The following is a 21,437-nucleotide window of genomic DNA, read 5'->3' as shown; positions in this document are numbered from 1 at the left end:
AGCATGAGCCTCATCGAAACGAAGAACCTCACCGCCTTCTACGGCGACTTCCAGGCCCTGTTCGGTGTCGATCTCGTCCTCAATCCCGGCGAGACGATCGCCGTGATCGGCGCAAATGGCGCGGGCAAATCGACGCTGATGCGATCCATTGCGGGCGTCCTGCGCAACCAACCAGATACGATCCGCCACAAGAACGAACCGATCGGCGCGCTTGCCGCCCCCGAGGTCATGGCCCGCGGCATCGCGTTAGTGCCGGAAGGGCGTCGGCTTTTCCCATCGCTGACGGTCGAGGAGAACCTGCTCGTTGGTCGCCACGGCCGCAAGGTCGATGGGCCTTGGTCGCTCGAAACCGTCTATGAGCTCTTCCCGATCCTGAAAGAACGGCGCCGCAATCCCTCGACGGCTCTCTCCGGCGGGCAGCAGCAGATGGTCGCGATCGGCCGCGCGCTGATGTCCAATCCGGAAGTGCTGCTCTGTGACGAACTCAGCCTGGGCCTCGCCCCCGTCGTCATCAAGGACATCTATGCGGCCTTCCCGCGCATCCGCGAAACGGGTGCGGCCATCGTCATCGTCGAGCAGGACATCGCCCAGGCGCTCAAGGTCGCAGACCGCGTCTATTGTATGATGGAAGGTCGGGTCACCCTCGAGGGGCGCCCCGCAGACCTCGACCGCGCCGATATCCACGCAGCCTATTTCGGAGCGGAAACCCATGAACTGGCTTGATACCATTCTCCAGGGCATCCTGCTCGGCGGGCTCTATGCCCTCTTCGCCGCAGGCCTGTCGCTCGTCTTCGGCATCATGCGGCTGGTCAATCTCGCCCATGGCGATCTGATTGTCTTCTCTGCCTTCCTGATCCTGCTGCTCGTCTCGACACTCGGCCTCAATCCATTCGTCGCGGCCCTGATCGCGGGACCGCTGATGTTCGGGATCGGCTACCTGCTGCAATATCACTTGCTCAACCGGACACTGGGCAAGGATATCCTGCCGCCGCTGCTCGTCACCTTCGGCCTGTCGATCGTCATCCAGAACGGCCTTCTCGAAGCCTTCACCGCCGACAGCCAGCGCATCCCCGCAGGCGCACTGGAACAGGCATCGCTCTCGCTCGGCGGTATCAATGCCGGCGTCATGCCGTTGCTAACCTTCGCCTCCGCGATCCTGGTGATCGTCGGCCTCAACCAGCTGATCTACAAGACAGCTCTCGGGCGCGCCTTCCGTGCGACCTCCGACGATGTGGTAACGGCCGGCCTGATGGGCATCCGTCCGAACCAGATCTTCGCCATCGCAACCGGGCTCGCCATGGTGATCGTCACGATCGCCGCTCTTTATCTCGGCACCCGCGCCAATTTCGACCCGACAGCCGGGCCGGCACGTCTGATCTACGCCTTCGAAGCCGTCATCATCGGCGGGCTCGGCTCGCTCTGGGGCACGCTGGCCGGCGGCATTATCTTAGGCGTCGCCCAAACGCTGGGAGCCGCCATAAATCCCGAATGGCAGATCCTCTCGGGCCATATCGCCTTCCTGCTCGTCCTGCTGTTCCGTCCGCGGGGCCTCTTCCCCCGCGCTGTCGATTGAGGTGACGATGAACGCCAACAGAGAAACCCTGTCGAACGTCATGCGACAGACGCCATCCTGGCGGGTCGAAACCCGCACGCGTCTCTCCACGCTGTTCTCAATCGCAGCCATCCTCTTCGTGCTGCTGCTCGCGGCAGCCCCCTTCGTCGTCTCGCGCGGCGCGGTGCAGGACCTCTTCTTCATCCTGACCATGCTGGCGCTCGCCCAGAGCTGGAACCTTCTGGCGGGCTATGCCGGCCTGATCTCCGTCGGCCAGCAGCTTTTCGTCGGCTGTGGCGCCTATGCGCTCTTCGGCTTCGTCATCCTTCTCGGTGTCGATCCGATCCTGGCCATCCCGCTTGCCGGCCTCTTCGCCGTCCTCGTCTCAATCCCGACAGCCTTCTTCTCCTTCCGCCTCTATGGCCCCTATTTCGCCATCGGCACCTGGGTCATTGCCGAAGTCGGCCGCCTGCTCTTTGCCCAGTGGAAGGCGCTTGGCGGCGGCACCGGCACCTCATTGCCGCGCGACGCGACGCGCGAAATGTTCGGTGTCGCCTTCCTGGAAGACATGTTCGGCATGCGCACCGCAGCAGCCGCCGACGCCATCGCCTTCTGGCTGGCGCTGATCGTGCTCGTTTTGACCATCTGGTTCGTCTACCGCCTGCTGCGCTCCAAGCAGGGCTTAGGGCTCGCCGCCGTGCGCGACAATGAGACGGCCGCCCGGGCACTCGGGGTGGACGCCCAGAAGCTGAAGCTCGTGATCTACCTCTCCACCGCCTTCATCACCGGCGTCGTCGGCGCACTCATCTATCTGCAGAAGGCTCGCATCTCGCCGGATGCTGCCTTCTCGCTCACCGACTGGACGGCCTATGTGATCTTCATCGTGGTGATCGGCGGCATCGGCACCATCGAAGGGCCGATCCTCGGCGTGATCATCTTCTTCCTGATGCAGAATGCGCTGTCGAGCTATGGGTCATGGTACCTGCTGCTGCTCGGGGCGCTCGCCATCGTCACCATGCTGTTTGCACCGCGCGGGATCTGGGGCCTGATCACCGACCGCACCGGCATCGAACTCTTTCCGGTCCGCCGCACCTTGAGGGGTGGATCGCTTGAACAAACGAAAAAGGGAGGGCCACATGGCTGACATCACAACCGACGTCCTGATCATCGGCACCGGGCCGGCCGGCTCGGCAACCGCCGCCTTGCTCGCGAGCTACGGCCTTGAGCCCATGGTCATCAACCGTTACCGCTGGCTCGCCAACACGCCGCGCGCCCACATCACCAACCAGCGCACCATGGAGGTTCTGCGCGATCTTGGCCGCGACGTTGAGGACGAAGCCTATATGTTCGCGACAGAACAGGACCTGATGGGCCAGAACGTCTTCTGCACGGCGGTCGCCGGCGAAGAGATCGGCCGAATGCAGAGTTGGGGCAACCATCCGCTCTCCCGCGCCGAACATCTCCTGTCCTCGCCCGGCAGGATGAATGACCTGCCGCAGACCTATATGGAGCCGCTGCTCTTCAAGACCGCCTGTTCGCGCGGTGCGCAGTCACGCATGTCGACGGAATATCTGAGCCATGTGCAGGATGCAGACGGCGTGACCACCACCTGCCGCGACCGGCTGACGGGCAAGGACATCACGATCCGCTCGAAGTTCCTGGTCGGCGCCGACGGCGGCAACTCCAAGGTCGCCGAACATGCCGGCCTCTCCTTCGAAGGCAAGATGGGCGTCGCCGGCTCGATGAACATCCTCTTCGAATGCGACCTCTCGCGCTATGTCGCCCACCGCCCCTCGGTACTCTACTGGGTGCTGCAGCCGGGCGCCGATGTCGGCGGCATCGGCATGGGTCTCGTGCGCATGGTCCGTCCATGGAACGAGTGGCTGATCGTCTGGGGCTACGATATCAACCAGCCGGCACCCGCTGTCGATGATGCTTTTGCCACCAAGGTCGTGCGCGATCTCGTCGGCGTTCAGGACCTGCAGCCGAAAATCAAGTCGGTTTCCACCTGGACAGTCAACAACATGTACGCGACCACGATGTCGAACGGTCGCGTCTTCTGCATGGGTGACGCCACCCACCGCCATCCGCCGTCCAACGGCCTGGGATCCAACACCTCGATCCAGGATGCCTTCAACCTCGCCTGGAAGCTCGCCGCCGTCATCCGCGGGCAGGCCGGCATGGGCCTGCTCGACAGCTACCAGGCCGAACGCGCCCCGGTTGCCAAACAGATCGTCACCCGCGCCAACAAGTCGATCGAGGAATTCGGTCCGATCTTCAAGGCGCTCGGCATGCTTGACTCCGTCGACCCGGTGAAGATGCAGGAAAACATGGACGCCCGCTGCGACAACACGGCGGATGCGGAAAAGCAGCGTGAGGCCATCCGCCAAGCGATTGCGCACAAGGTCTATGAATTCGACGCGCACGGCGTGGAGATGAACCAGCGCTACAAGTCGGGCGCCATCGTCACCGATGGCCAGCCGGAACCGGCCTTCGAAAAGGATGCCGAGCTGCATCACCAGCCGACAAGCTGGCCCGGCGCCCGCCTGCCGCATGTCTGGCTGTTCGGCCCGGAAGGCGAAAAGGTCTCGAGCCTCGACCTGACTGGCCATGGCGTCTTCACCGTTTTGACCGGCATCGGCGGCGATGGATGGGTGGCGGCCGCAAAGTCCCTGTCCAAAGAATTCGGCCTGCCGATCACGGTTCACAAGATCGGTCCTCGCCAGACCTGGCAGGACTTTTCCGGCGATTGGGCCCGCGCCCGCGAAATCCGCGATTCCGGCGCGCTCCTCGTTCGCCCCGATCATCACGTTGCATGGCGCGCGGAAGCAGCCATCAAAGACCCCGAAGGCGAGCTGCGGCGCGTCCTGAAAACCATTCTGGACCGGTGAGGCAAGACCATGCAGGCGCACGAAAAGGGCTATTTCACTGAGGAGACCTCCGTCGAGGTCGTGACCGGCCGCAACGCCAAGGCCAGGGACGAGCGGCTGAAAAAGGTGATGGAGGTCATCACCCGCAAGCTGCATGAGGCCGTGAAAGAACTGGAGCCGACCCAGGACGAGTGGATGGAGGCGATCCTCTTCCTCACCCGCACCGGTCAGATGTGCAACGAGTGGCGCCAGGAGTTCATCCTGCTGTCCGACGTGCTCGGCGTCTCAATGCTGGTCGATGCGGTCAACAACCGCAAACCCTCTGGCGCCTCGGAAAGCACAGTGCTGGGCCCCTTCCACGTGGCAGACGCCCCCGAACTACCGATGGGTGCCAATATCTGCCTGGATGCCAAGGGCGAGGACATGGTGATCGAAGGCCGCATCCTCGACACCGAGGGCAAGCCGATTGCAAATGCCGTGATCGACGTCTGGCAGGCCAATGACGAGGGCTTCTACGATGTGCAGCAGAAGGGTATCCAGCCCGACTTCAACCTGCGCGGCGTCTTCCGCACAGTGTCGGACGGTCATTACTGGTTCCGGGCGGTAAAGCCCAAATTCTATCCGATCCCCGACGACGGCCCGGTCGGCCAGCTGCTCGGCAAGCTCGGCCGCCATCCCTATCGCCCGGCGCATCTGCACTACATCATCAAGGCCGAGGGCTACGAGACGCTTGTAACCCACATCTTCGATCCGGATGATCAATACATCCATTCGGATGCCGTCTTCGGCGTCAAGGAAAGCCTGCTGGCGAAATTCGACCGCCGCAGGGATCCGCAGCGTGCCGCCGAATACGGTTTCAGCGAGGAATTCTGGGAAGTGAAGCACGACTTCGTGCTGGTGCAAAAGAACCAAGCCTGACTGCGGCTCAATCGAGCCCTTGGACCCGCAGCTGAGCTCCGGGTCGCATCTTCTTTTCCGCACAGCTGGCGGGCCCATCCGTATGGAATGCGCCCGTCAGCTTCTTTTTGCGCCAGGTTTCGCGCTACTGGCGAAACAGATCCTGCTCCACGCCCGCCTTCTCGAACAGATAGTCGCGGCTCGCCTCCAGCTCCCGCCGCAGCTTCGCGATATCGTGGCCGATCAGGCTTCCCTGCCACTTCTTGACCTGCCCCGCACAGAAAACCGTCGAGACATTGCTGCGCTCCATCAGCGTGACTACGGCACCCGGCACATGGTTCAAGGGCGCCACATTGAGCGCGGTTGCATCGAGCAGAATGATATCGGCATCCTTCCCCGGCGTGAGACTTCCCGTCTTGTGCTCAAGCTTCAGGCCCCGCGCGCCTTCGATGGTCGCGAACCGGATCACATCCATGGCCGAGAGCAATTTGGGATAGTCGTCGCCGCGCAGCGCCTTCTCATTGGCGATCATCCGCTGGAGGGTGATCGTCGAGCGCATCTGCGTGAACATGTCTGCGGTCATCGTGCATTCGACATCGGTGGAAAGCGATGGCTGCAGACCGAGGTCGAGGGCTTTCTGAAGCGGCGGTTCACCGTGGCGCATCTGCATCTCGATCGGCACGGAGAGCGAAATATGCGCGCCAGCATCCGCCGCCCGCTGCCAGGCCATGTCGCTCATGCCGGTCATATGGATGAAGATATTGTCCGGGCCGAACTTGCCGGCCATGGCCAGGCCGTCGAATGTCGGCTGCATGCCGAAGGTTCCGACAACATGCAGCGCGATCGGCAGACCGAGCTCGCGACCCGTCGCCCACGCCTCTTCATGGAAAGGCAGGTAGATCTCCCCGCCCATCACCATGGTCAGCAATTGATCATCGCTGGAGAAATGTTCGGCCCTGATCCGGCGAGCGTCGCCCGGATACTTGGCAAGATCGCCCCAGCCTTCGAAATAGCCGAAGACGGCGCGGCGGCCGGCATCCCTGAGGGCAGCTATCGCGGAATCCGAATGCTCCGGCGAGTGATGGATCTGGCTCACGTCCATCACGGTCGTCACACCGGCATCGATCTGGGAAATGCCGCCGAAGAGTTCGGAGATGTAGACATCCTCCGGGCGATAGAGGACCGAAAACTTCTGCAGCATCCACTCATAATAATTGGCGGTGCTTTCCGGACGCCCGTCATTCACCAGAATGGCATCGGACAAGAGACTGCGCAGAGCGGTCTCGAACTGATGGTGATGGGTGTCGATGAAACCCGGCATGACGATCATGCCGCTGGCATCGATGACCGCCGCATCGGCAAAGTCCAGGTGGGCGCCGACGGCGAGGATCTTCGCCCCCTCGATCAACACATCACCGATGGTGTAATTGCCGACGGTCGGATCCATGGACAAGACGGCGCCGCCCCTGATCAGGGTTTTGCGACCGGGCTGGCCCAGTCCGGCCGGCAGCGGCTGCGTCGCGCTGGAGCGACCAAGCTGCGGAACGGATCCACCGCCGGCATCTGCAGGGGATCTCAGTCTCACATCACAGAATTTACACATGCCCACCTCCCATTTTTCGCAATACGAAATTTAATTCGCGAACTAATCAGAGCGCGCAAAGACTGCGCAGGCCCTTCGGCTCCCTTATCCGTTCAGTGCTGCCGATAGCGCTGGCGTTCGGGCCGCAGCCGCGCTGATCCGGCCGGCAGCAACCCGAAGATCACCCAGCCGATCCGTCACCATCTGTTCCGGGCTGACAAGCCCCGAATAGCCGGAGGAATTGACCGCTGCCGTGACCCTGCCTTCTGCATTGCGGATCGGCACCGCGAGAGCCGTGATACCGTAATCGAGCTGATCGACAGTCGTCGCATATCCGCGCTCCCCGGCTTCGTCGATCAGCGCACGCAGGGCATTCTTGTCAGTGACGGTGCGTGAAGTGAGCGCCTTCGGCTCCACCCTCGCGAAGTAGCGCTCGAGCTCGGTCTTCGGCAGGCCCGCCAACAAAACGCGCCCCAGCGAGGTTGCGTGAGCGGGATAGCGCGCGCCGACCACGGCCGTAGCCCTTCTCGCGCGCTGGGTGGAATGGTGCGCGATATAGATGACGTCGTGCCCATCGAGCATGGCGATGGAGGCCGCGTCACCATGGGTTTCGACGATCTGCCTAAGTTCCGGCAACAGGATCTCATCGATGCGGGCGGCAAAGTAGAAGCCGGAGCCGAGCGTCATAACCTTTGGCTTCAGGAAAAAGCGCTTGCCCGCCGAGCCGACGTAACCGAGCGCCGACAGCGTGATCAGACTTCGGCGGGCAGCAGCCGGTGAAAGACCGACGCGCCGCGCGATCTCGCTCAGGGTCATGTCGGGATGCGCTGCATCGAAACATTCGATGACGGCGATCCCCTTTGCCAGCGCTTCAACGAACTCCGCCGATCGCTTCGGATCCTCAACCATGTCCACCCTGTCCAGCAAAGTTCAGCCCTCGGGCGCAAGCACGAAATCGAACCTGCACTTCGCGTCCGGACGCTTCTCGAGGGCAAACGGGAATTCCTCGGATTTCTTGACAGGTTCCAGTTTGGCGATCAACGATTTTCGCACTCCGAAAACCGCATCATTGTCGATGTATTCCGTATTCTCGAAGAACAGTTCCGTCGTGATCGCCCGCATTTTTTCGGCACGTATGATGAAGTGCAGATGCGCTGCCCGCCAGGCATGCCGGTTGCCGGCACGAAGCAGCCGTCCGACCGGACCGTCATAAGGCACGGTATAGGGCTTCGGCAGGACCGTGGTGTAGTAGTAGCGGCCTTCGCCGTCCGCGGTGATCTTGCCACGCAAGTCGTATTTGTCCTGCCCATGCTCCTGGATCGGATAGGTGCCGCTGCCATCCGCCTGCCAGGTATCGACGATCGCGCCCGGAAGCGGATTGCCAAGAGAGTCACGCACGATGCCATGCACCAGCAGCGTTGTGCCGTCACGCCCCCGGGCGAGATCGCCGCCCAATTCGAGTTCCGGTGCATCATCGAGGTAGAATGGGCCGAGATTGGAGCCTTCGGTCGCCCCACCGCGGGTGTTGATCATGTCGACCAGGGCGGACAGGCCCACGACGTCGGACAGCAGAATGAACTCGTGCCGCTCCGGGGTGGAGATCTTCCCGCAATCATAGAGGAACATCAGCATGCCCATCCACTCGTCATGGGTCATGTTCACTTCACGCGTATAGTCGTGGAGGTGATCGATGAACGTCTCCAGGAGGAACTTGAAACGACTGCCCTCCTCGGTCTGGAAACTTTCCTTCACCGCCTCGGTGATCGTGAACTGATTGATCTGAGCCATCGACATCCTCCACTCGACTGACCCGTCTCCCGCCGGGTTGACGCAAAGCTAGAACAGGTTCTATTATTCGGCAAGTGAATTTATTTTCGCTATGCGAAAAGGAACTTTGAATGAGAATTGGCAAGCAGGACCAAGCTTTCACCGCGATCGCCACATCGGATGCGACATCCATCACTGTCAGAGGCCATGATCTGTGTGATGACCTGATCGGCAAGATCGATTTCACCGATTACTTCTGGCTGCTGGTCTGCGGCAAACGACCGGACAAGCGACAGTCCACGGCCCTCAATGCCTGTCTGGTCGCGATTGCCGAGCACGGACTGGTTCCGTCGGTGCAGGCGGCCCGCATGACGCTTGCAGCAGCCCCCGAGGCCTGGCAAGGCGCGATGGCTGCCGGTCTTCTCGGCATGGGCACCGTCGTTGCAGGCTCATCGGAGGTCGCGGGACGATATCTGGCCGAACTGGTCGCCGCTGGCGGAAACGAGGCGGCGGTCCGCAATTCGCTTGACGTTTTCCTGAAAGAGCGCCGGAAGGTTCCGGGGCTTGGTCACCCCCAGCACGCAGGCGGAGATCCCCGCGCAGACCGTCTGCTGGCGGTCGCCGATGAACTGCAGATCTCCGGGCAGCATATCGCAACCTTAAGACTGTTGGGCAAGCTTGCCCCCGGCATCATGAACCGGCCCTTGCCGATCAATGTCTCAGGCGCCATCCCCGCCGTGATGCTCGATGCCGGATGGCCGCTCGCTGCCCTCAAGGCCATCCCCCTCATTGCCCGGGCAGCAGGCCTTGCCGCCCATCTCTATGAGGAAAGCGAACGCCCGATAGGCTTCATCCTGTCCCACCACGCGGATTTAGCCATTTCGTATGACGGAGAGACATCCGAATGAAGCCGCTTCAATCCATTCGGGTCATCGAGATGGGGACCTACATCACGGGGCCTGCCGCAGCGATGCAACTGGCCGACCTCGGTGCCGACGTCATCAAGGTCGAGCGCCCCGGAGAGGGCGATCCCTTCCGCGCCTTCAAGGGCGGGCTCTACTCGCCGCATTTCCAGACCTACAATCGCAACAAGCGCTCCATTGCCCTCGACACACGAAACCCCGAGGATCTCGATGTCTTTCACGCCCTGATCGCTTCGGCAGACGTCTTCATCCAGAACTTCAGGCCAGGTGTCGCCGAAAAGCTCGGCGCGGGCGAAACCGACCTGAGAGCAATCAATCCGTGGCTCGTCTACTGCGCGATTTCAGGCTTCGGAACCTCAGGTCCGGCGCGGGACAGACCGGCATATGACACCGTGGCACAGGCGGCCAGCGGCTTTCTGCGTCTCGTGACACCACCCGACCGCCCCCGTGTCATCGGCCCGGCTCTGGCCGATGCGGTGACGGGACACTATGCGGCAACCGGCATCCTCGCAGCCCTGATCGAGCGCGGAAAGACAGGCACGGGCCGCAGGCTGGATATCTCGATGCTGGAGGCCATGAGCCACTTCAATCTCGACAGTTTCACCCACTACTACAGCGCCGGAGAGGTCATGGGGCCCTTGTCGCGACCGGTGGTCAGCCAGTCCTATACCTTCGAATGCGCGGACCGGAAATGGATCGCCTTCCATCTCTCCTCGCCACAGAAGTTCTGGGAAGGTCTGCTCGATGCGACCCAGCAGCGCCACCTGGCAGACGATCCCCGCTTCCACGAGCGCCTGGATCGCATCCGGCATCAGGATGAGCTGATCGACATTCTCGCTCCGGTGTTTCGAAGCAAGCCGCGTGACGAATGGTGCGAATTGCTGGAAACGAACGAAGTACCCTATGCGCCGGCCTACGATAGCGACGAGGCGCTTGAAGACCCACAGGCACGGCATCTGCAAATTGCCGTGACCGTTCCAAACGCCGAGATGGGAGACTTCACGACGGTCCGGCCGCCTTACAGCTTTGACGGCGAGCCGGAATTTGCCGTCTCGCCTCCACCGCGACTGGACGAGCATGGGGCGGAAATCAGAGCCGAGGTCATGAAGGCGTCAAACCAGTCTCGGTGAGACCTGTCGGAGCCATGAGGCTGGGACGAAGGATGGACGACCAATCGACCTGTCAGACTTCGCCGCCCTGTAGCGGTATGATCTGGACACTTCCGTGGCGCACCGATCGCTCTGCAGTGATATGGTCGGAAAAATGCTGCACCTCGTTCATCGACCCCTTCAGGATGCCGACTTCGAGGCAATTCTCGGTATCGAGATGCACATGCAGGCTCGCGATCGTCAGGTCGTGATGATGATGGAAGCTGTTTGTCAGCCGCCTTGCAAGGTCGCGGGCCGCGTGATCGTAGACATAGCTCAGCACGCCGATGCAGGGTTCATCACCCTTCGCATTTCGGGTGGCTTCCTTCAGACCCGTTCTCACGAGATCACGGATCGCCTCTGACCGGTTCTGATCTCCGCGTGTCTCAATCAGCGCATCAAGCTCCTGCATCAGGTCGTCATCGAGGGTGATTGTCACACGCTGCATATCAAACTCCGATCGTATGATGTTTTGATATAGACATCATACTTTCCCAGGATTATGGTCCGGTTGTTTCGTGGATGCGCCCGGCATCGTCTGATTGGGTATAGGGGAATTTTCATGACCAAGGCAATTCTGCGGCTTGCAGTTTCGACTGCTTTCGCTGCCGCCGTCTTGTCAGGCACCGCCCTTGCCACGCCGAAATCGCAACTGGTGCTCGCCATCGGCGGCGAACCCGAAGGAGGTTACGACCCTCTGACGGGCTGGGGACGTTATGGTCATCCGCTTTTTCAATCGACCCTCCTGACACGCGATGCAGATTTGAAGACCCGTCCCGATCTGGCGACGGAATGGTCGCTCTCCGATGATCGACTGACGTGGACCATCAAGCTCAGGCCGGACACAAAATTCTCCGATGGTTCGCCGCTCACCGCCGAAGACGTCGCCTTCACCTTCAACGAGGCGGCCAAGATCGGCAGCGCCGCTGACTTGACCGCGCTAGAGGCCGCCCGCGTCATTGACGATCAGACTGTCGAGATCAAGCTGAAGAAGCCCTGGATCACCTTCACCGAGAACCTCTATGCGCTCGGCATCGTACCCTCGGACGGCTATGGCGAGGGCTACGCGCGAAATCCGATCGGATCTGGTCCCTACAAGCTTGTCTCCTGGACCGAAGGCCAGCAGCTGATCGTCGAGAAGAACCCGAACTATTATGGCGAGACCGGGCCATTCGAGCGGATCACCTTCCTGTTTACCGAAGAAGATACGAGTCTCGCGGCAGCACAGGCCGGGCAGGTGGACATGGTCTCCGTGCCCGCGACGGCCGCCGATACGCCGCCACAGGGCTTCAAGCAGATCGTTACCCGGTCCGTCGACAACAGAGGCATCGTCTTCCCGATGGTGAAAGACGAGGGCAAGGTCGTCGGCGAGGGCAAGAAACTCGGCAATGATGTTACCGCCGACCCTGCCATCCGCCGTGCCGTCAATCTCGGGATCGATCGAAATCAGTTGGTAGACGTCGCCCTGCTCGGTCACGGGAGCCCGGCAGCGGGCCCGGCCGACGGGCTCGCCTGGTCCAATCCGGACGCAGCGGTAAGCTTCGATCTCGAGCAGGCCAAAACCGAGCTGGAGAGCGCTGGCTGGACGCTCGGCAACGACGGCATCCGTGTGAAAGATGGCCTCCGGGCAGCCTTCCCAATCAATTACCCCGCTTCGGATTCCACACGACGCATGCTGGCTGAAACCGTGTCGGCACAATTGAAGGGCCTCGGCATCGAAGCGACGGCTACCGGCAAGAGCTGGGACGAAATCGACCGCATCATGCATTCCGAGCCGGTGATGTTTGGCTGGGGCAGCCATTCGCCGCTCGAGGTCTACAATCTCTACCAGTCGAGCCTTGGCGGCGTGGAATTCTTTAACGCCGGCTTCTATGCAAACCCCGCCGTCGATCGGCATCTTGCCGCAGCGCAGAGTGCGGAAAGCCTGGAAGCATCCTTCCCATACTGGCGACAAGCCGAGTGGGACGGGACGACTGGGTTCGGTGCCAAGGGCGACGCCGCATGGGCTTGGCTCGTCAACCTCGATCACATCTACTACGTGAACGAATGCCTGGAGATTGGCGCCACCCAGATCGAACCGCATGGCCATGGATGGCCGATCACCGCGATGATCCAGAACTGGAAATGGACGTGTGAGTAAGGCGGGCCAATTGGGCTGGGTCGGGTTGATCGCCGCAAAGGCGCTCCGGCTTGTGCTCGTCCTCTTGACGGTCGCGATCGTCGCCTTTGCGCTGATGAAGAATTCACCTGTCGATCCGATCAATGCTTATCTCGGGGCCGACATCGCGCGTGTCGGGCCCGAGCAGCGCGCCCTGATTGCCGAAAAATGGGGGCTCGACCAGCCAGCGACCACACAGTTCTTTCGCTGGACGAAGAATCTGATGGCCGGCGACCTCGGTTATTCCATGACCTATAACGCGCCGGTCGCCGACGTCCTCGTCTCGAGGTTCAAGGCGTCGCTTCCCCTGATGGGGCTTGCCTGGCTCCTCTCCGGCGTGCTCGGCTTCGCCCTCGGCGTGATCGCCGGTGCCTTTGCCGGTTCCTGGGCGGACAGGGTGATCCGGCTCTATTCCTATGTGCTCGCTTCGACGCCCACCTTCTGGCTGGCGATCATGCTGCTTGTCGTCTTTGCAGTCGGGCTCAACTGGGCGCCCATCTGCTGCGCCACGCCGATCGGGGTTCTGCCTGAGGACGTGACCTTGGCTGATCGCGCCCGGCATCTTGCCCTGCCGCTGATGGCACTGAGCGTGCTCGGCATTGCCCAGATCGCGCTGCACACACGCGCCAAGATGATCGAGATCATGCAGTCCGATTATGCACTCTATGCCAAGGCGCAAGGCGCCTCGCGCATGGACATTGCCTTGCGTCATGGCGCACGCAATGCAGCGCTCCCGGCGGTCACCGTTCTCTTTGCCTCGCTCGGCGAACTCTTCGGTGGCTCGGTGCTGGCCGAACAGGTGTTTTCCTATCCGGGGCTCGGCAAAGCGACCGTGGAAGCCGGCATCCGTGGCGATGTGCCCCTGCTGCTTGCGATCACACTGGCGCTGACCTTTGTCGTCTTCCTCGGCAACTCGATTGCCGATCTTCTCTACCGGCTTGTCGATCCGCGCATGGCGTCGGGAGTGCGCATCGCATGAGTGCCATACTCGATCTCCCGCCCTCCGCCCCAGACCGTGCGCCAGACGGACACAGGATACGAACGCTCGCGGTCGCAACCGTAGCAGCGCTCGCGTTGGTTGGCGTTCTCGTCTCCACCCATCTCTACGGGCGCTACGGCATTGATGCCGATTTTTCGACGCGCCTGCTCGAACCATCATTGTCCCATCTAGCCGGTACCGATCAGCTCGGACGCGACATGTTCGCCCGCACGCTGCATGGCCTCGCCTTGAGCTTCTGGGTCGGCCTGATTGCGGCTTCAGGCTCGGTCGTCATCGCCATGCTGCTTGCACTTGTGGCGATAACTGGCGGGCGCCTCGCCGATGAAGCCGTGTCCTTCCTGATCGATGCTGCGATGGGACTGCCGCATTTCGTGCTTTTGATCCTCATCTCCTTCGACCTTGGCGGCGGCACAACGGCAGTGATCATTGCGGTTGCCGTCACCCATTGGCCGCGGCTCACCCGCATTCTGAGGGCGGAACTGCTGCAACTGCGCCAGGCCGAGTTCGTGCAGGCATCGCGGCACTTCGGCAAATCCTGGTTTTACATCGGCCGGCATCACTTTCTGCCGCATCTCGTGCCGCAGCTGCTCGTCGGCCTCGTGCTTCTGTTCCCCCATGCCATCCTGCATGAGGCGGGTCTGACCTTCATCGGCTTTGGGCTTGAACCGTCCAACCCCGCAATCGGCGTTTTGCTGTCGGATTCCATGCGCTACCTCTCCGCCGGCAAATGGTGGCTCGGTCTGTTTCCGGGGCTGGCACTGCTACTCGTGGTCTTGAGTTTCGATGCCATCGGCAACGGGCTCCGGCTGCTCACCGATCCCCGGCAGGAGCAGATGTGATGCTTTCAGTCGAATCTCTCTCCATCGGCTTCCTGCGCTATGACGGCCTCATCCATCGCTGCGAAGTGCCGGCGCTCGACGACATCGACCTGAAGGTGGATCGCGGCGAGATTCTGGCTCTGGTGGGAGCCTCGGGCGCTGGAAAGAGCCTGCTTGCCCATGCCCTGTTCGGCATTCTGCCGGAAAATGCTGTGGTGCGCGGCAACATATCGCTGAACGGGGAGCAGGTTGAAGCGGCGAATGGCGGTAAAGGCGAAGGCCCTCGCATGGCGCTGGTTCCGCAATCGCTCAGCCATCTCGACCCGCTGGCCCGCTGTGGCAAACAATTGCTGTGGGCCGCAAAACGCAGCGGCAAAACGAAAACGATGGCAGACCTCGTGACCACCCTTGAGAGCTTCGGCCTTGGCGCCGAGGTCATGCGGCTTTATCCGCATCAGGTCTCGGGCGGCATGGCGCGCCGCCTGCTTCTCGCCATCGCCACGATTGGAGAGCCGGATCTGATCGTCGCCGACGAGCCGACAAGCGGGCTCGATCCTGACGCTGCGAAAAACGTCCTGCGCCATCTGCGCCGCCTTGCCGATAGCGGCAAGGCCGTGCTTCTGATTACCCATGATCTCGTCACCGCGGTCTCCCATGCCAACCGGGTCGCGATCCTGGAACAGGGCAGATTGCTGGGCACCGAGCCGGCGAATGCGTTTTCCGATGAGGGCCAAAAACTGACGCTGCCTTATGCACGGGCGCTGTGGCTGGCCATGCCGGGAAACCAGTTCACGGCCGCACCGCTTGTGCGGGAGGCTGCGCGTGCTTGAGGTAAGAGATGTCGACTTCGGCTTTGGCAAAGCAAAGCCCATCCTTGATGGGGTGTCGCTGACGCTGAAGCCGGGCGAGATTCTGGGCCTTTCCGGCCCCTCCGGCACTGGCAAATCGACGCTCGGCCGCATCGTTGCGGGCTATCTGAAGCCGCAGAAGGGAGAGGTTCTGCTTGATGGCACCCCCCCTGCCCCCGGCTACCAAGGGGTTCAACACATCCACCAATCCTCAATCTTCGCCGTCAATCCACGCTGGCGGCTGGGCCGGATCATCTCGGAAGCCTGGCAGCCGAATGATCAGACGCTGGATGCCATCGGCGTGTCGCGGACCTGGTTTGATCGCTACCCGCATGAAATGTCGGGCGGCGAGCTGCAACGGGTTGTGCTGGCGAGGGCGCTTGGCCCCGACACCCGCTTCCTGGTCGCCGACGAACTATCCGCCATGCTTGATCCGATCACCCAGGTGGAAATCTGGTCCTTCCTCATGGAGCGTCGCCGCCAGGGCCTCGGCATCCTTGCCATCAGCCATGATGCCGCCTTGCTGAAGCGCGTGAGTTCACGGCAGCTTAAGCTCTGTACTGGTGGCTTGATGCCGCTGGTCGCTTGAGGGCCTCCGCAACTTGTTCTTCAGGGAGACCTCTCTCTGATGGTGTTGATGATCGACGAAAAATCTTCGCCGCCATGCCCGAGCTGGTCGAAGAGCTCGTAAAGCTCAGTCGCATGCGCGCCGAGAGCCGTAGCCGCACCGGTCGATTTTGCCGCTTCCTGCGACAACCGCATGTCCTTGAGCATCAGGGCGGCGGCAAAGCCCGGCTTGTAGTCCCGGTTTGCCGGCGATGTCGGAACGGGACCCGGAACCGGGCAGTTCGTGCTGATTGCCCAGCACTGGCCCGATGATGTAGAAGCCACGTCGAACAGGGCCTGATGCGACAGCCCGAGCTTTTCACCGAGTACGAAGGCCTCACAGACCCCCGCCATGGTGATCCCGAGGATCATATTGTTACAGATCTTGGCAGCCTGACCGGCGCCGGCCGAACCGCAATGGACGACCCGTCGTCCCATGGCTTCCAGGATGGCGCGGCCCCGGTGCAAAGCATCCGCCTCCCCGCCAACCATGAAGGTCAGCGTGGCGGCACTCGCCCCGGCCGTTCCGCCGGAGACCGGCGCATCGAGCGACAGGCAGCCGGCCTCGTTGGCAAGCGCATGGCATTTGCGGGCGCTGTCCACATCGATCGTCGAGCAGTCGATCATCAGCGTCCCCTGTTCGACAGCCCTGACGAGCTCGCTCCAGACCGACAGGACATGATGACCGGCAGGCAGCATGGTGATGACGATCGTAGCGCCACTCAGGGTTTCTGCCGCTGTATTGCAGAGCGTGATGCCGCTTTCTCTCGCGGCGAGCTTCGCTGTTTCAGAAAGATCGAAGCCCCGGACCGGATACCCCGCCTTGACGAGATTGGCAGCCATCGGCCCACCCATATTGCCAAGACCAATGAAGGCTATCGTCTCAAGCATAGCATTTCCTCCCTGTTTTCACGTCCGTCCCCGAGCGCTCCCAATGTGGCATCCTACAGGTTTCGCGCAATCACCATGCGCTGAACGTCGCTGGTCCCTTCGTAGATCTGGCAGATGCGCGCATCCCGGTAGATCCGCTCAACCGGATAATCCCGCATATAGCCATAGCCACCATGGATCTGGATCGCATCCGAACAGACGCGCTCGACCATCTCGGACGCGAAGAGTTTGGCCATCGAGGCTTGCGAAATGCAGGGAATGCCGGCCTCGCGCAGCGAAGCTGCATGCCAGAAGAGCTGTCGTGCGGCCTCGATCTGTGTCGCCATATCGGCGAGGCGGAAGGCAACCGCCTGATGCTCGGCGATTGCTTTGCCGAAAGCCTTTCGCTCACCGGCATAATCACGCGCAGCCTCGAAGGCCGCCTGTGCCATGCCGACCGATTGGGCCGCAATCCCGATGCGCCCACCTTCCAGATTGGAAAGCGCAATACGATAACCTTCCCCTTCCTCGCCGAGCCTGTTCTCGACGGGAATTTTCATCCCGTTGAAGGCAATCTGGCAGGTGTCTGACGCGTTGAGACCGAGCTTCTCCTCGACGCGCAGGACCTCGTAGCCCGGTGTATCCGTCGGCACGATAAAGGCCGTGATCCCGTTCTTGGCCGCACTGGGATCAGTCACGGCAAACACGATGATGACATGGCCATTCTTGCCCGAGGTGATGAACTGCTTGGCACCGTCGATGACGTAGTGATCACCCTCGCGCCGTGCGCGGGTTTTGAGGTTGGAGGCATCCGATCCGGCCTGTGGCTCGGTCAGGGCAAAGCCGCCGATCCATTCTCCCGAAGCCAGTTTCGGCAGGAAGCGCTGCCGCTGCTCTTCCGTGCCGAATTTCAGGATCGGCACACAACCCACCGAGCTGTGGACGCTCATGATCGTCGAGCAGGCGCCGTCGCCCGCGGCAATTTCCTCGACCGCGATCGCATAGGCGAGCACACCGGTGTCCGAGCCCCCATAGGCTTCCGGCACAAGCATGCCAAGCAGCCCAAGCTCACCCATTTCGGTCAGTTCCTCGCGTGGGAAACGGTGCTGGCGGTCACGGTCGGCAGCGCCAGGGGCAAGCCGCTCGCGGGCAAAGCTGCGCGTCATCTCGAGGATCTGCTGTTGAAGCTCCGAAAGAACCATCCCGTCTTCCTCCAATCACGCCCGCTCAATGGCAATCGCCGTGGCTTCGCCACCGCCAATGCAGAGAGCCGCCATGCCGCGTTTCAGATCGTACCGTTCGAGTGCGGCGATCAGCGTCACCAGGATCCGCGCGCCCGAGGCGCCGATCGGATGGCCCAGCGCGCAGGCACCGCCGTGAATATTGACCTTGTCATGCGGCAGATCGAGGTCGCGCATCGCGGCCATGGCGACGACAGCAAAGGCCTCATTGATCTCGAACAGGTCGACCTCTGATAGCGGTAGGCCGATGCGATCGGAGAGCTTCTGCAGGGCACCGATCGGCGCGGTGGCAAACAGGCTGGGCGCCTGCGCATGCGTGGCATGCCCGAGGATCGTGGCAAGGGGGTCAAGCCCGCGCCGCTCCGCTTCCGAGCGTCGCATCAGGACGAGTGCAGCCGCACCATCGGAGATCGAGCTGGAATTGGCAGCCGTCACCGTACCGCCGTCGCGGAAGGCGGGCTTCAGCGTCGGGATCTTCTCCGGCTTTGCCTTGCCTGGCTGCTCGTCGCGGCTGATCTCCTGTTCAGCCTTGCCGGATTTGACGACAACCGGCACGACTTCGCGATCGAAGCCGCCATCGGCGATAGCCTTTGTTGCCCGCGTGAGCGAGGCGACGGCATAGGCGTCCTGTGCCTCGCGCGTAAACTGGTAGGCCTCGGCGCAATCCTCCGCGAAGGTGCCCATCAGCCGGCCCTTGTCATAGGCATCCTCGAGCCCGTCGAGAAACATGTGATCGAGCACTCGCCCATGTCCGAGCCGATAGCCAGAGCGGGCACGATCCAGCAGATAGGGCGCATTGGTCATGCTCTCCATGCCGCCGGCAACCGCGACAGAGGCGCTCCCGGCGACGAGCAAGTCATGGGCGAGCATGGCGGCCTTCATGCCCGAACCGCACATCTTGTTGACGGTCGTAGCCCCCGCCGAGAAAGGCAGACCGGCACCGATCGCGGCCTGTCTTGCAGGCGCCTGGCCCTGGCCTGCCGGCAGGACACAGCCGAACAGGATCTCTTCGACGGCCTCGGCTGGAAGCCCGCTGCGGTCGAGCGCCGCCCGGATGGCGGCAGCGCCTAGCGCGGCTGCGGTCATCTCCATCAGCTCGCCCTGAAAGCCCCCGATCGGGGTTCGGGCAGAACCGACAATGACGATTGGATCCTGAACTCCCATCTCTTCTCCTTCAGCAGCGATCAGCGCGCGCCCATGCGGATGGCTCCATCGAGGCGGATGACCTCCCCGTTGAGCATCGTGTTTTCAATGATATGGCGGGCGAGGGCTGCGAATTCGACCGGCCTGCCGAGGCGGGGCGGAAAGGGCACGCTGGACGCGAGACCTTCGCGCACCTGCTCCGGCATGCCCGCCATCATCGGCGTTTCGAACACACCCGGCGCAATCGCCATGACGCGAATGCCGAACCGTGCGAGTTCACGGGCGATCGGCAGGGTCATGGCGGCGATCCCGCCTTTGGACGCTGCGTAGGCGGCCTGGCCGACCTGGCCGTCAAAGGCGGCCACGGAAGCAGTATTGATAATGACGCCACGTTCACCCTCCGCATCGGGTTCGTTCGTCTGGATCGCGGCAGCGGCGAGCCGGACCATGTTGAAGGTGCCGACAAGGTTGATCCCGATCGTGCGTTCGAAGCTCTCCAGCCCATGCGGCCCGTCGCGGCCGACAACCTTCTCCGCAGGCGCCACACCGGCGCAATTGATCAATCCCCGCACATTGCCGAAAGCTTTCGTCGCAGCCTCGATTGCCGCAGCGCCATCCTGCGCACGCGTCACGTCTGTTTCAAGAAAAGCAACGTTGTCGCCGATCTCCCGCGCAAGCGATGGCCCCCGATCGCGATCACGATCGGCAATCAAGACACGACCGCCCGCCTCGCTGATCATGCGCACCGTCGCCGCGCCAAGTCCGGAGCAACCGCCGGTCACGATGAAACAGCCATTCTCGATGCGCATCGACCCTCCTCCCCTTCAGTCCTCGCCTGAAGCTGCCGATGGCGCAAACTCTACTGCGTTTCACAGTTGCAACCGATGACGAAATTGATCCATTCTTGAGGCCACTTTTGCCACTGACGTGTTTGAGGTCGAACGAGGACCATGGCTGAGACCGAACGACATATGATCTCGACGGGTTTCGTCGAGGAGGCACTCGACAGCCTCAGACGCGCAGGCAGGCCCACAGAGCCGCTTCTGTCCCGGCTCGGTCTTCCGCCTGTCGTCGACCAACCGGTCTCGACACAAACATTCGGGCGCCTCTGGCTCGCAATTGCCGAGGAGCTGAATGACGAGTGTTTCGGTCTCGGCGAACGAACGATGCCACGCGGCAGCTTCACGCTCCTGTGCCATTGCGTGCTGCATGCGCCAACGCTGGAGCGAGCCCTGCGGCGGGCCTTGCGTTTTCTGAATGTCGTCCTGGGGGAACCGACAGGTCGGCTTGAGGTTCGCGACGGCACCGCAGTGATCGAGCTTTGCGAAACTGGAAAACCCCGCTCCGCCTTCGCCTATCGCAGCTACTGGATCATCCTGCATGGATTGACCTGCTGGCTGGTGGGCAGACGTATTCCGATCCGCCTTGTGGATTTTCGCTGCAGCGAACCGAAACTGAGCGCCGAACACCGGCTTTTCTTCGGCGCTCCCATTCGCTTCTCGCAACCGGTGAGCCGCCTCGGCTTCGATGCCTCCATGCTGGCCTTGCCGATCGCGCGCAACGAGCAGGCATTGCGGCAATTCCTCCGGGGAGCGCCGGCCAATATCCTGATCCGCTATCGCTATGACGCCGGCACGGCTGCCGCCGTCAGGCGCCGACTGAACCAGAAGGGGCCTGCGGATTGGGGCAGCTTTTCAGATCTGGCCCGCGATATGCGCATGTCATCTTCGACGCTGCGCCACCGCCTGCATGACGAAGGACAAAGCTATGCCAGCATCAAGGACGACATTCGCCGTGATCTTGCCAGGGACATGCTGATGAACACCCATGATACCGTTAGCGATATTGCCGCCCGCCTGGGGTATTCGGAACCGAGCGCCTTCTATCGGGCCTTCAAGAAATGGATGGGTGTGAGCCCCGAGGCTTTCCGCAAGAATTCCAGATCTCTTTAGACGGCAAAAGCCGGCATCTGCTGTCCCATAAGACATATGGCAAAACTGGCCAAAGAATTGGA

At 62.0% G+C, this 21,437-nt stretch carries 21 protein-coding genes; 13 read left to right on the top strand and 8 right to left on the bottom strand.

Going from position 1 to position 21,437, the window contains the following annotated elements; translation table 11 throughout:
- Positions 1–3 precede the first annotated feature (3 nt).
- Genes SJY08_RS00685 through SJY08_RS00665 form a run of 5 tightly spaced genes read left to right on the top strand, consistent with a single transcriptional unit; the run spans position 4 to position 5,340 of the window.
- Positions 4–723 (top strand): ABC transporter ATP-binding protein, encoded by a 720-nt coding sequence (locus tag SJY08_RS00685; protein ID WP_377274181.1) that lies wholly within the window; start codon positions 4–6, stop codon positions 721–723.
- On the top strand, positions 710–1,573 hold the full coding sequence (locus SJY08_RS00680; RefSeq protein ID WP_102018749.1) for a branched-chain amino acid ABC transporter permease: 864 nt from the start codon (positions 710–712) through the stop codon (positions 1,571–1,573). The genes SJY08_RS00685 and SJY08_RS00680 overlap by 14 nt, the downstream gene beginning before the upstream one ends.
- 7 nt (positions 1,574–1,580) lie before the next feature.
- Complete coding sequence (locus SJY08_RS00675; protein ID WP_377274179.1) at positions 1,581–2,696, top strand: branched-chain amino acid ABC transporter permease; 1,116 nt, start codon at positions 1,581–1,583, stop codon at positions 2,694–2,696.
- On the top strand, positions 2,689–4,443 hold the full coding sequence (locus SJY08_RS00670) for an FAD-dependent oxidoreductase (RefSeq protein ID WP_377274177.1): 1,755 nt from the start codon (positions 2,689–2,691) through the stop codon (positions 4,441–4,443). Before SJY08_RS00675 ends, SJY08_RS00670 begins: the two co-directional genes overlap by 8 nt.
- Before the next feature lie 9 nt (positions 4,444–4,452).
- Entirely contained in the window at positions 4,453–5,340 is an 888-nt protein-coding gene (locus tag SJY08_RS00665) for an intradiol ring-cleavage dioxygenase (protein WP_377274175.1), read from the top strand.
- Between the two features lie 124 nt (positions 5,341–5,464).
- On the opposite strand, the gene SJY08_RS00660 is transcribed toward SJY08_RS00665, so the two are convergent.
- From SJY08_RS00660 to SJY08_RS00650, 3 genes are all read right to left on the bottom strand, one after another.
- Positions 5,465–6,922 carry an amidohydrolase family protein gene (locus SJY08_RS00660; protein WP_377274173.1) on the bottom strand — a complete coding sequence of 486 codons (1,458 nt, stop codon included), beginning with the start codon at positions 6,920–6,922 and terminating at the stop codon, positions 5,465–5,467.
- An 84-nt stretch (positions 6,923–7,006) separates the two neighbouring features.
- Positions 7,007–7,810 (bottom strand): IclR family transcriptional regulator C-terminal domain-containing protein, encoded by an 804-nt coding sequence (locus tag SJY08_RS00655; RefSeq protein ID WP_377274171.1) that lies wholly within the window; start codon positions 7,808–7,810, stop codon positions 7,007–7,009.
- Between the two features lie 21 nt (positions 7,811–7,831).
- The gene (locus SJY08_RS00650) at positions 7,832–8,689 is read right to left on the bottom strand and encodes a dioxygenase (RefSeq protein ID WP_076393331.1); all 858 of its coding nucleotides are present in this window, start codon (positions 8,687–8,689) and stop codon (positions 7,832–7,834) included.
- 110 nt (positions 8,690–8,799) lie between these two features.
- On the opposite strand from SJY08_RS00650, the gene SJY08_RS00645 reads away from it, so the two are divergent.
- Both SJY08_RS00645 and SJY08_RS00640 read left to right on the top strand, forming a co-directional pair.
- Positions 8,800–9,576 carry a citryl-CoA lyase gene (locus tag SJY08_RS00645; protein ID WP_377274168.1) on the top strand — a complete coding sequence of 259 codons (777 nt, stop codon included), beginning with the start codon at positions 8,800–8,802 and terminating at the stop codon, positions 9,574–9,576.
- On the top strand, positions 9,573–10,721 hold the full coding sequence (locus tag SJY08_RS00640) for a CaiB/BaiF CoA-transferase family protein (RefSeq protein ID WP_300887705.1): 1,149 nt from the start codon (positions 9,573–9,575) through the stop codon (positions 10,719–10,721). Before SJY08_RS00645 ends, SJY08_RS00640 begins: the two co-directional genes overlap by 4 nt.
- Before the next feature lie 52 nt (positions 10,722–10,773).
- Here SJY08_RS00640 and nikR read toward each other — a convergent pair whose 3' ends face one another.
- Positions 10,774–11,187 (bottom strand): nickel-responsive transcriptional regulator NikR, encoded by a 414-nt coding sequence (gene nikR / locus SJY08_RS00635; protein WP_300887704.1) that lies wholly within the window; start codon positions 11,185–11,187, stop codon positions 10,774–10,776.
- Positions 11,188–11,301: 114 nt separating this feature from the next.
- Here nikR and SJY08_RS00630 point away from each other — a divergent pair, with 114 nt between their 5' ends.
- From SJY08_RS00630 to SJY08_RS00610, 5 genes are read left to right on the top strand one after another with little or no spacing between them, the layout of a single operon-like run.
- Positions 11,302–12,879 carry an ABC transporter substrate-binding protein gene (locus SJY08_RS00630; protein ID WP_377274165.1) on the top strand — a complete coding sequence of 526 codons (1,578 nt, stop codon included), beginning with the start codon at positions 11,302–11,304 and terminating at the stop codon, positions 12,877–12,879.
- Complete coding sequence (locus SJY08_RS00625) at positions 12,872–13,876, top strand: ABC transporter permease (protein WP_300887702.1); 1,005 nt, start codon at positions 12,872–12,874, stop codon at positions 13,874–13,876. Before SJY08_RS00630 ends, SJY08_RS00625 begins: the two co-directional genes overlap by 8 nt.
- The gene (locus SJY08_RS00620; protein ID WP_377274163.1) at positions 13,873–14,736 is read left to right on the top strand and encodes an ABC transporter permease; all 864 of its coding nucleotides are present in this window, start codon (positions 13,873–13,875) and stop codon (positions 14,734–14,736) included. Before SJY08_RS00625 ends, SJY08_RS00620 begins: the two co-directional genes overlap by 4 nt.
- Positions 14,736–15,545 carry an ATP-binding cassette domain-containing protein gene (locus SJY08_RS00615; RefSeq protein WP_377274161.1) on the top strand — a complete coding sequence of 270 codons (810 nt, stop codon included), beginning with the start codon at positions 14,736–14,738 and terminating at the stop codon, positions 15,543–15,545. The genes SJY08_RS00620 and SJY08_RS00615 overlap by 1 nt, the downstream gene beginning before the upstream one ends.
- On the top strand, positions 15,538–16,152 hold the full coding sequence (locus tag SJY08_RS00610) for an ABC transporter ATP-binding protein (RefSeq protein WP_377274159.1): 615 nt from the start codon (positions 15,538–15,540) through the stop codon (positions 16,150–16,152). The genes SJY08_RS00615 and SJY08_RS00610 overlap by 8 nt, the downstream gene beginning before the upstream one ends.
- A 20-nt stretch (positions 16,153–16,172) precedes the next feature.
- Here the strand turns inward: SJY08_RS00610 and mmsB are convergent, their stop codons facing one another.
- From mmsB to SJY08_RS00590, 4 genes are read right to left on the bottom strand one after another with little or no spacing between them, the layout of a single operon-like run.
- Entirely contained in the window at positions 16,173–17,060 is an 888-nt protein-coding gene (mmsB, locus tag SJY08_RS00605; RefSeq protein WP_377274157.1) for a 3-hydroxyisobutyrate dehydrogenase, read from the bottom strand.
- Between the two features lie 53 nt (positions 17,061–17,113).
- The gene (locus SJY08_RS00600) at positions 17,114–18,241 is read right to left on the bottom strand and encodes an acyl-CoA dehydrogenase family protein (protein ID WP_300887698.1); all 1,128 of its coding nucleotides are present in this window, start codon (positions 18,239–18,241) and stop codon (positions 17,114–17,116) included.
- Positions 18,242–18,256: 15 nt separating this feature from the next.
- A complete protein-coding gene (locus SJY08_RS00595; protein ID WP_377274155.1) occupies positions 18,257–19,444 on the bottom strand; it encodes an acetyl-CoA C-acyltransferase in 1,188 nt (395 codons plus the stop codon).
- A 20-nt stretch (positions 19,445–19,464) separates the two neighbouring features.
- Positions 19,465–20,232: a 3-hydroxyacyl-CoA dehydrogenase gene (locus tag SJY08_RS00590; protein ID WP_054147732.1), complete on the bottom strand. Its 768-nt coding sequence runs from the start codon at positions 20,230–20,232 to the stop codon at positions 19,465–19,467.
- Between the two features lie 141 nt (positions 20,233–20,373).
- On the opposite strand from SJY08_RS00590, the gene SJY08_RS00585 reads away from it, so the two are divergent.
- Positions 20,374–21,375 carry an AraC family transcriptional regulator gene (locus SJY08_RS00585; protein ID WP_377274152.1) on the top strand — a complete coding sequence of 334 codons (1,002 nt, stop codon included), beginning with the start codon at positions 20,374–20,376 and terminating at the stop codon, positions 21,373–21,375.
- Positions 21,376–21,437 lie beyond the last annotated feature (62 nt).

The sequence above is a fragment of the Rhizobium sp. R86522 genome, assembly GCF_042466255.1.
Lineage (GTDB): Bacteria > Pseudomonadota > Alphaproteobacteria > Rhizobiales > Rhizobiaceae > Allorhizobium.
The sequence above is the reverse complement of the archived record's forward strand: the minus strand, read 5'-3'. Positions and strand labels throughout refer to the sequence as shown.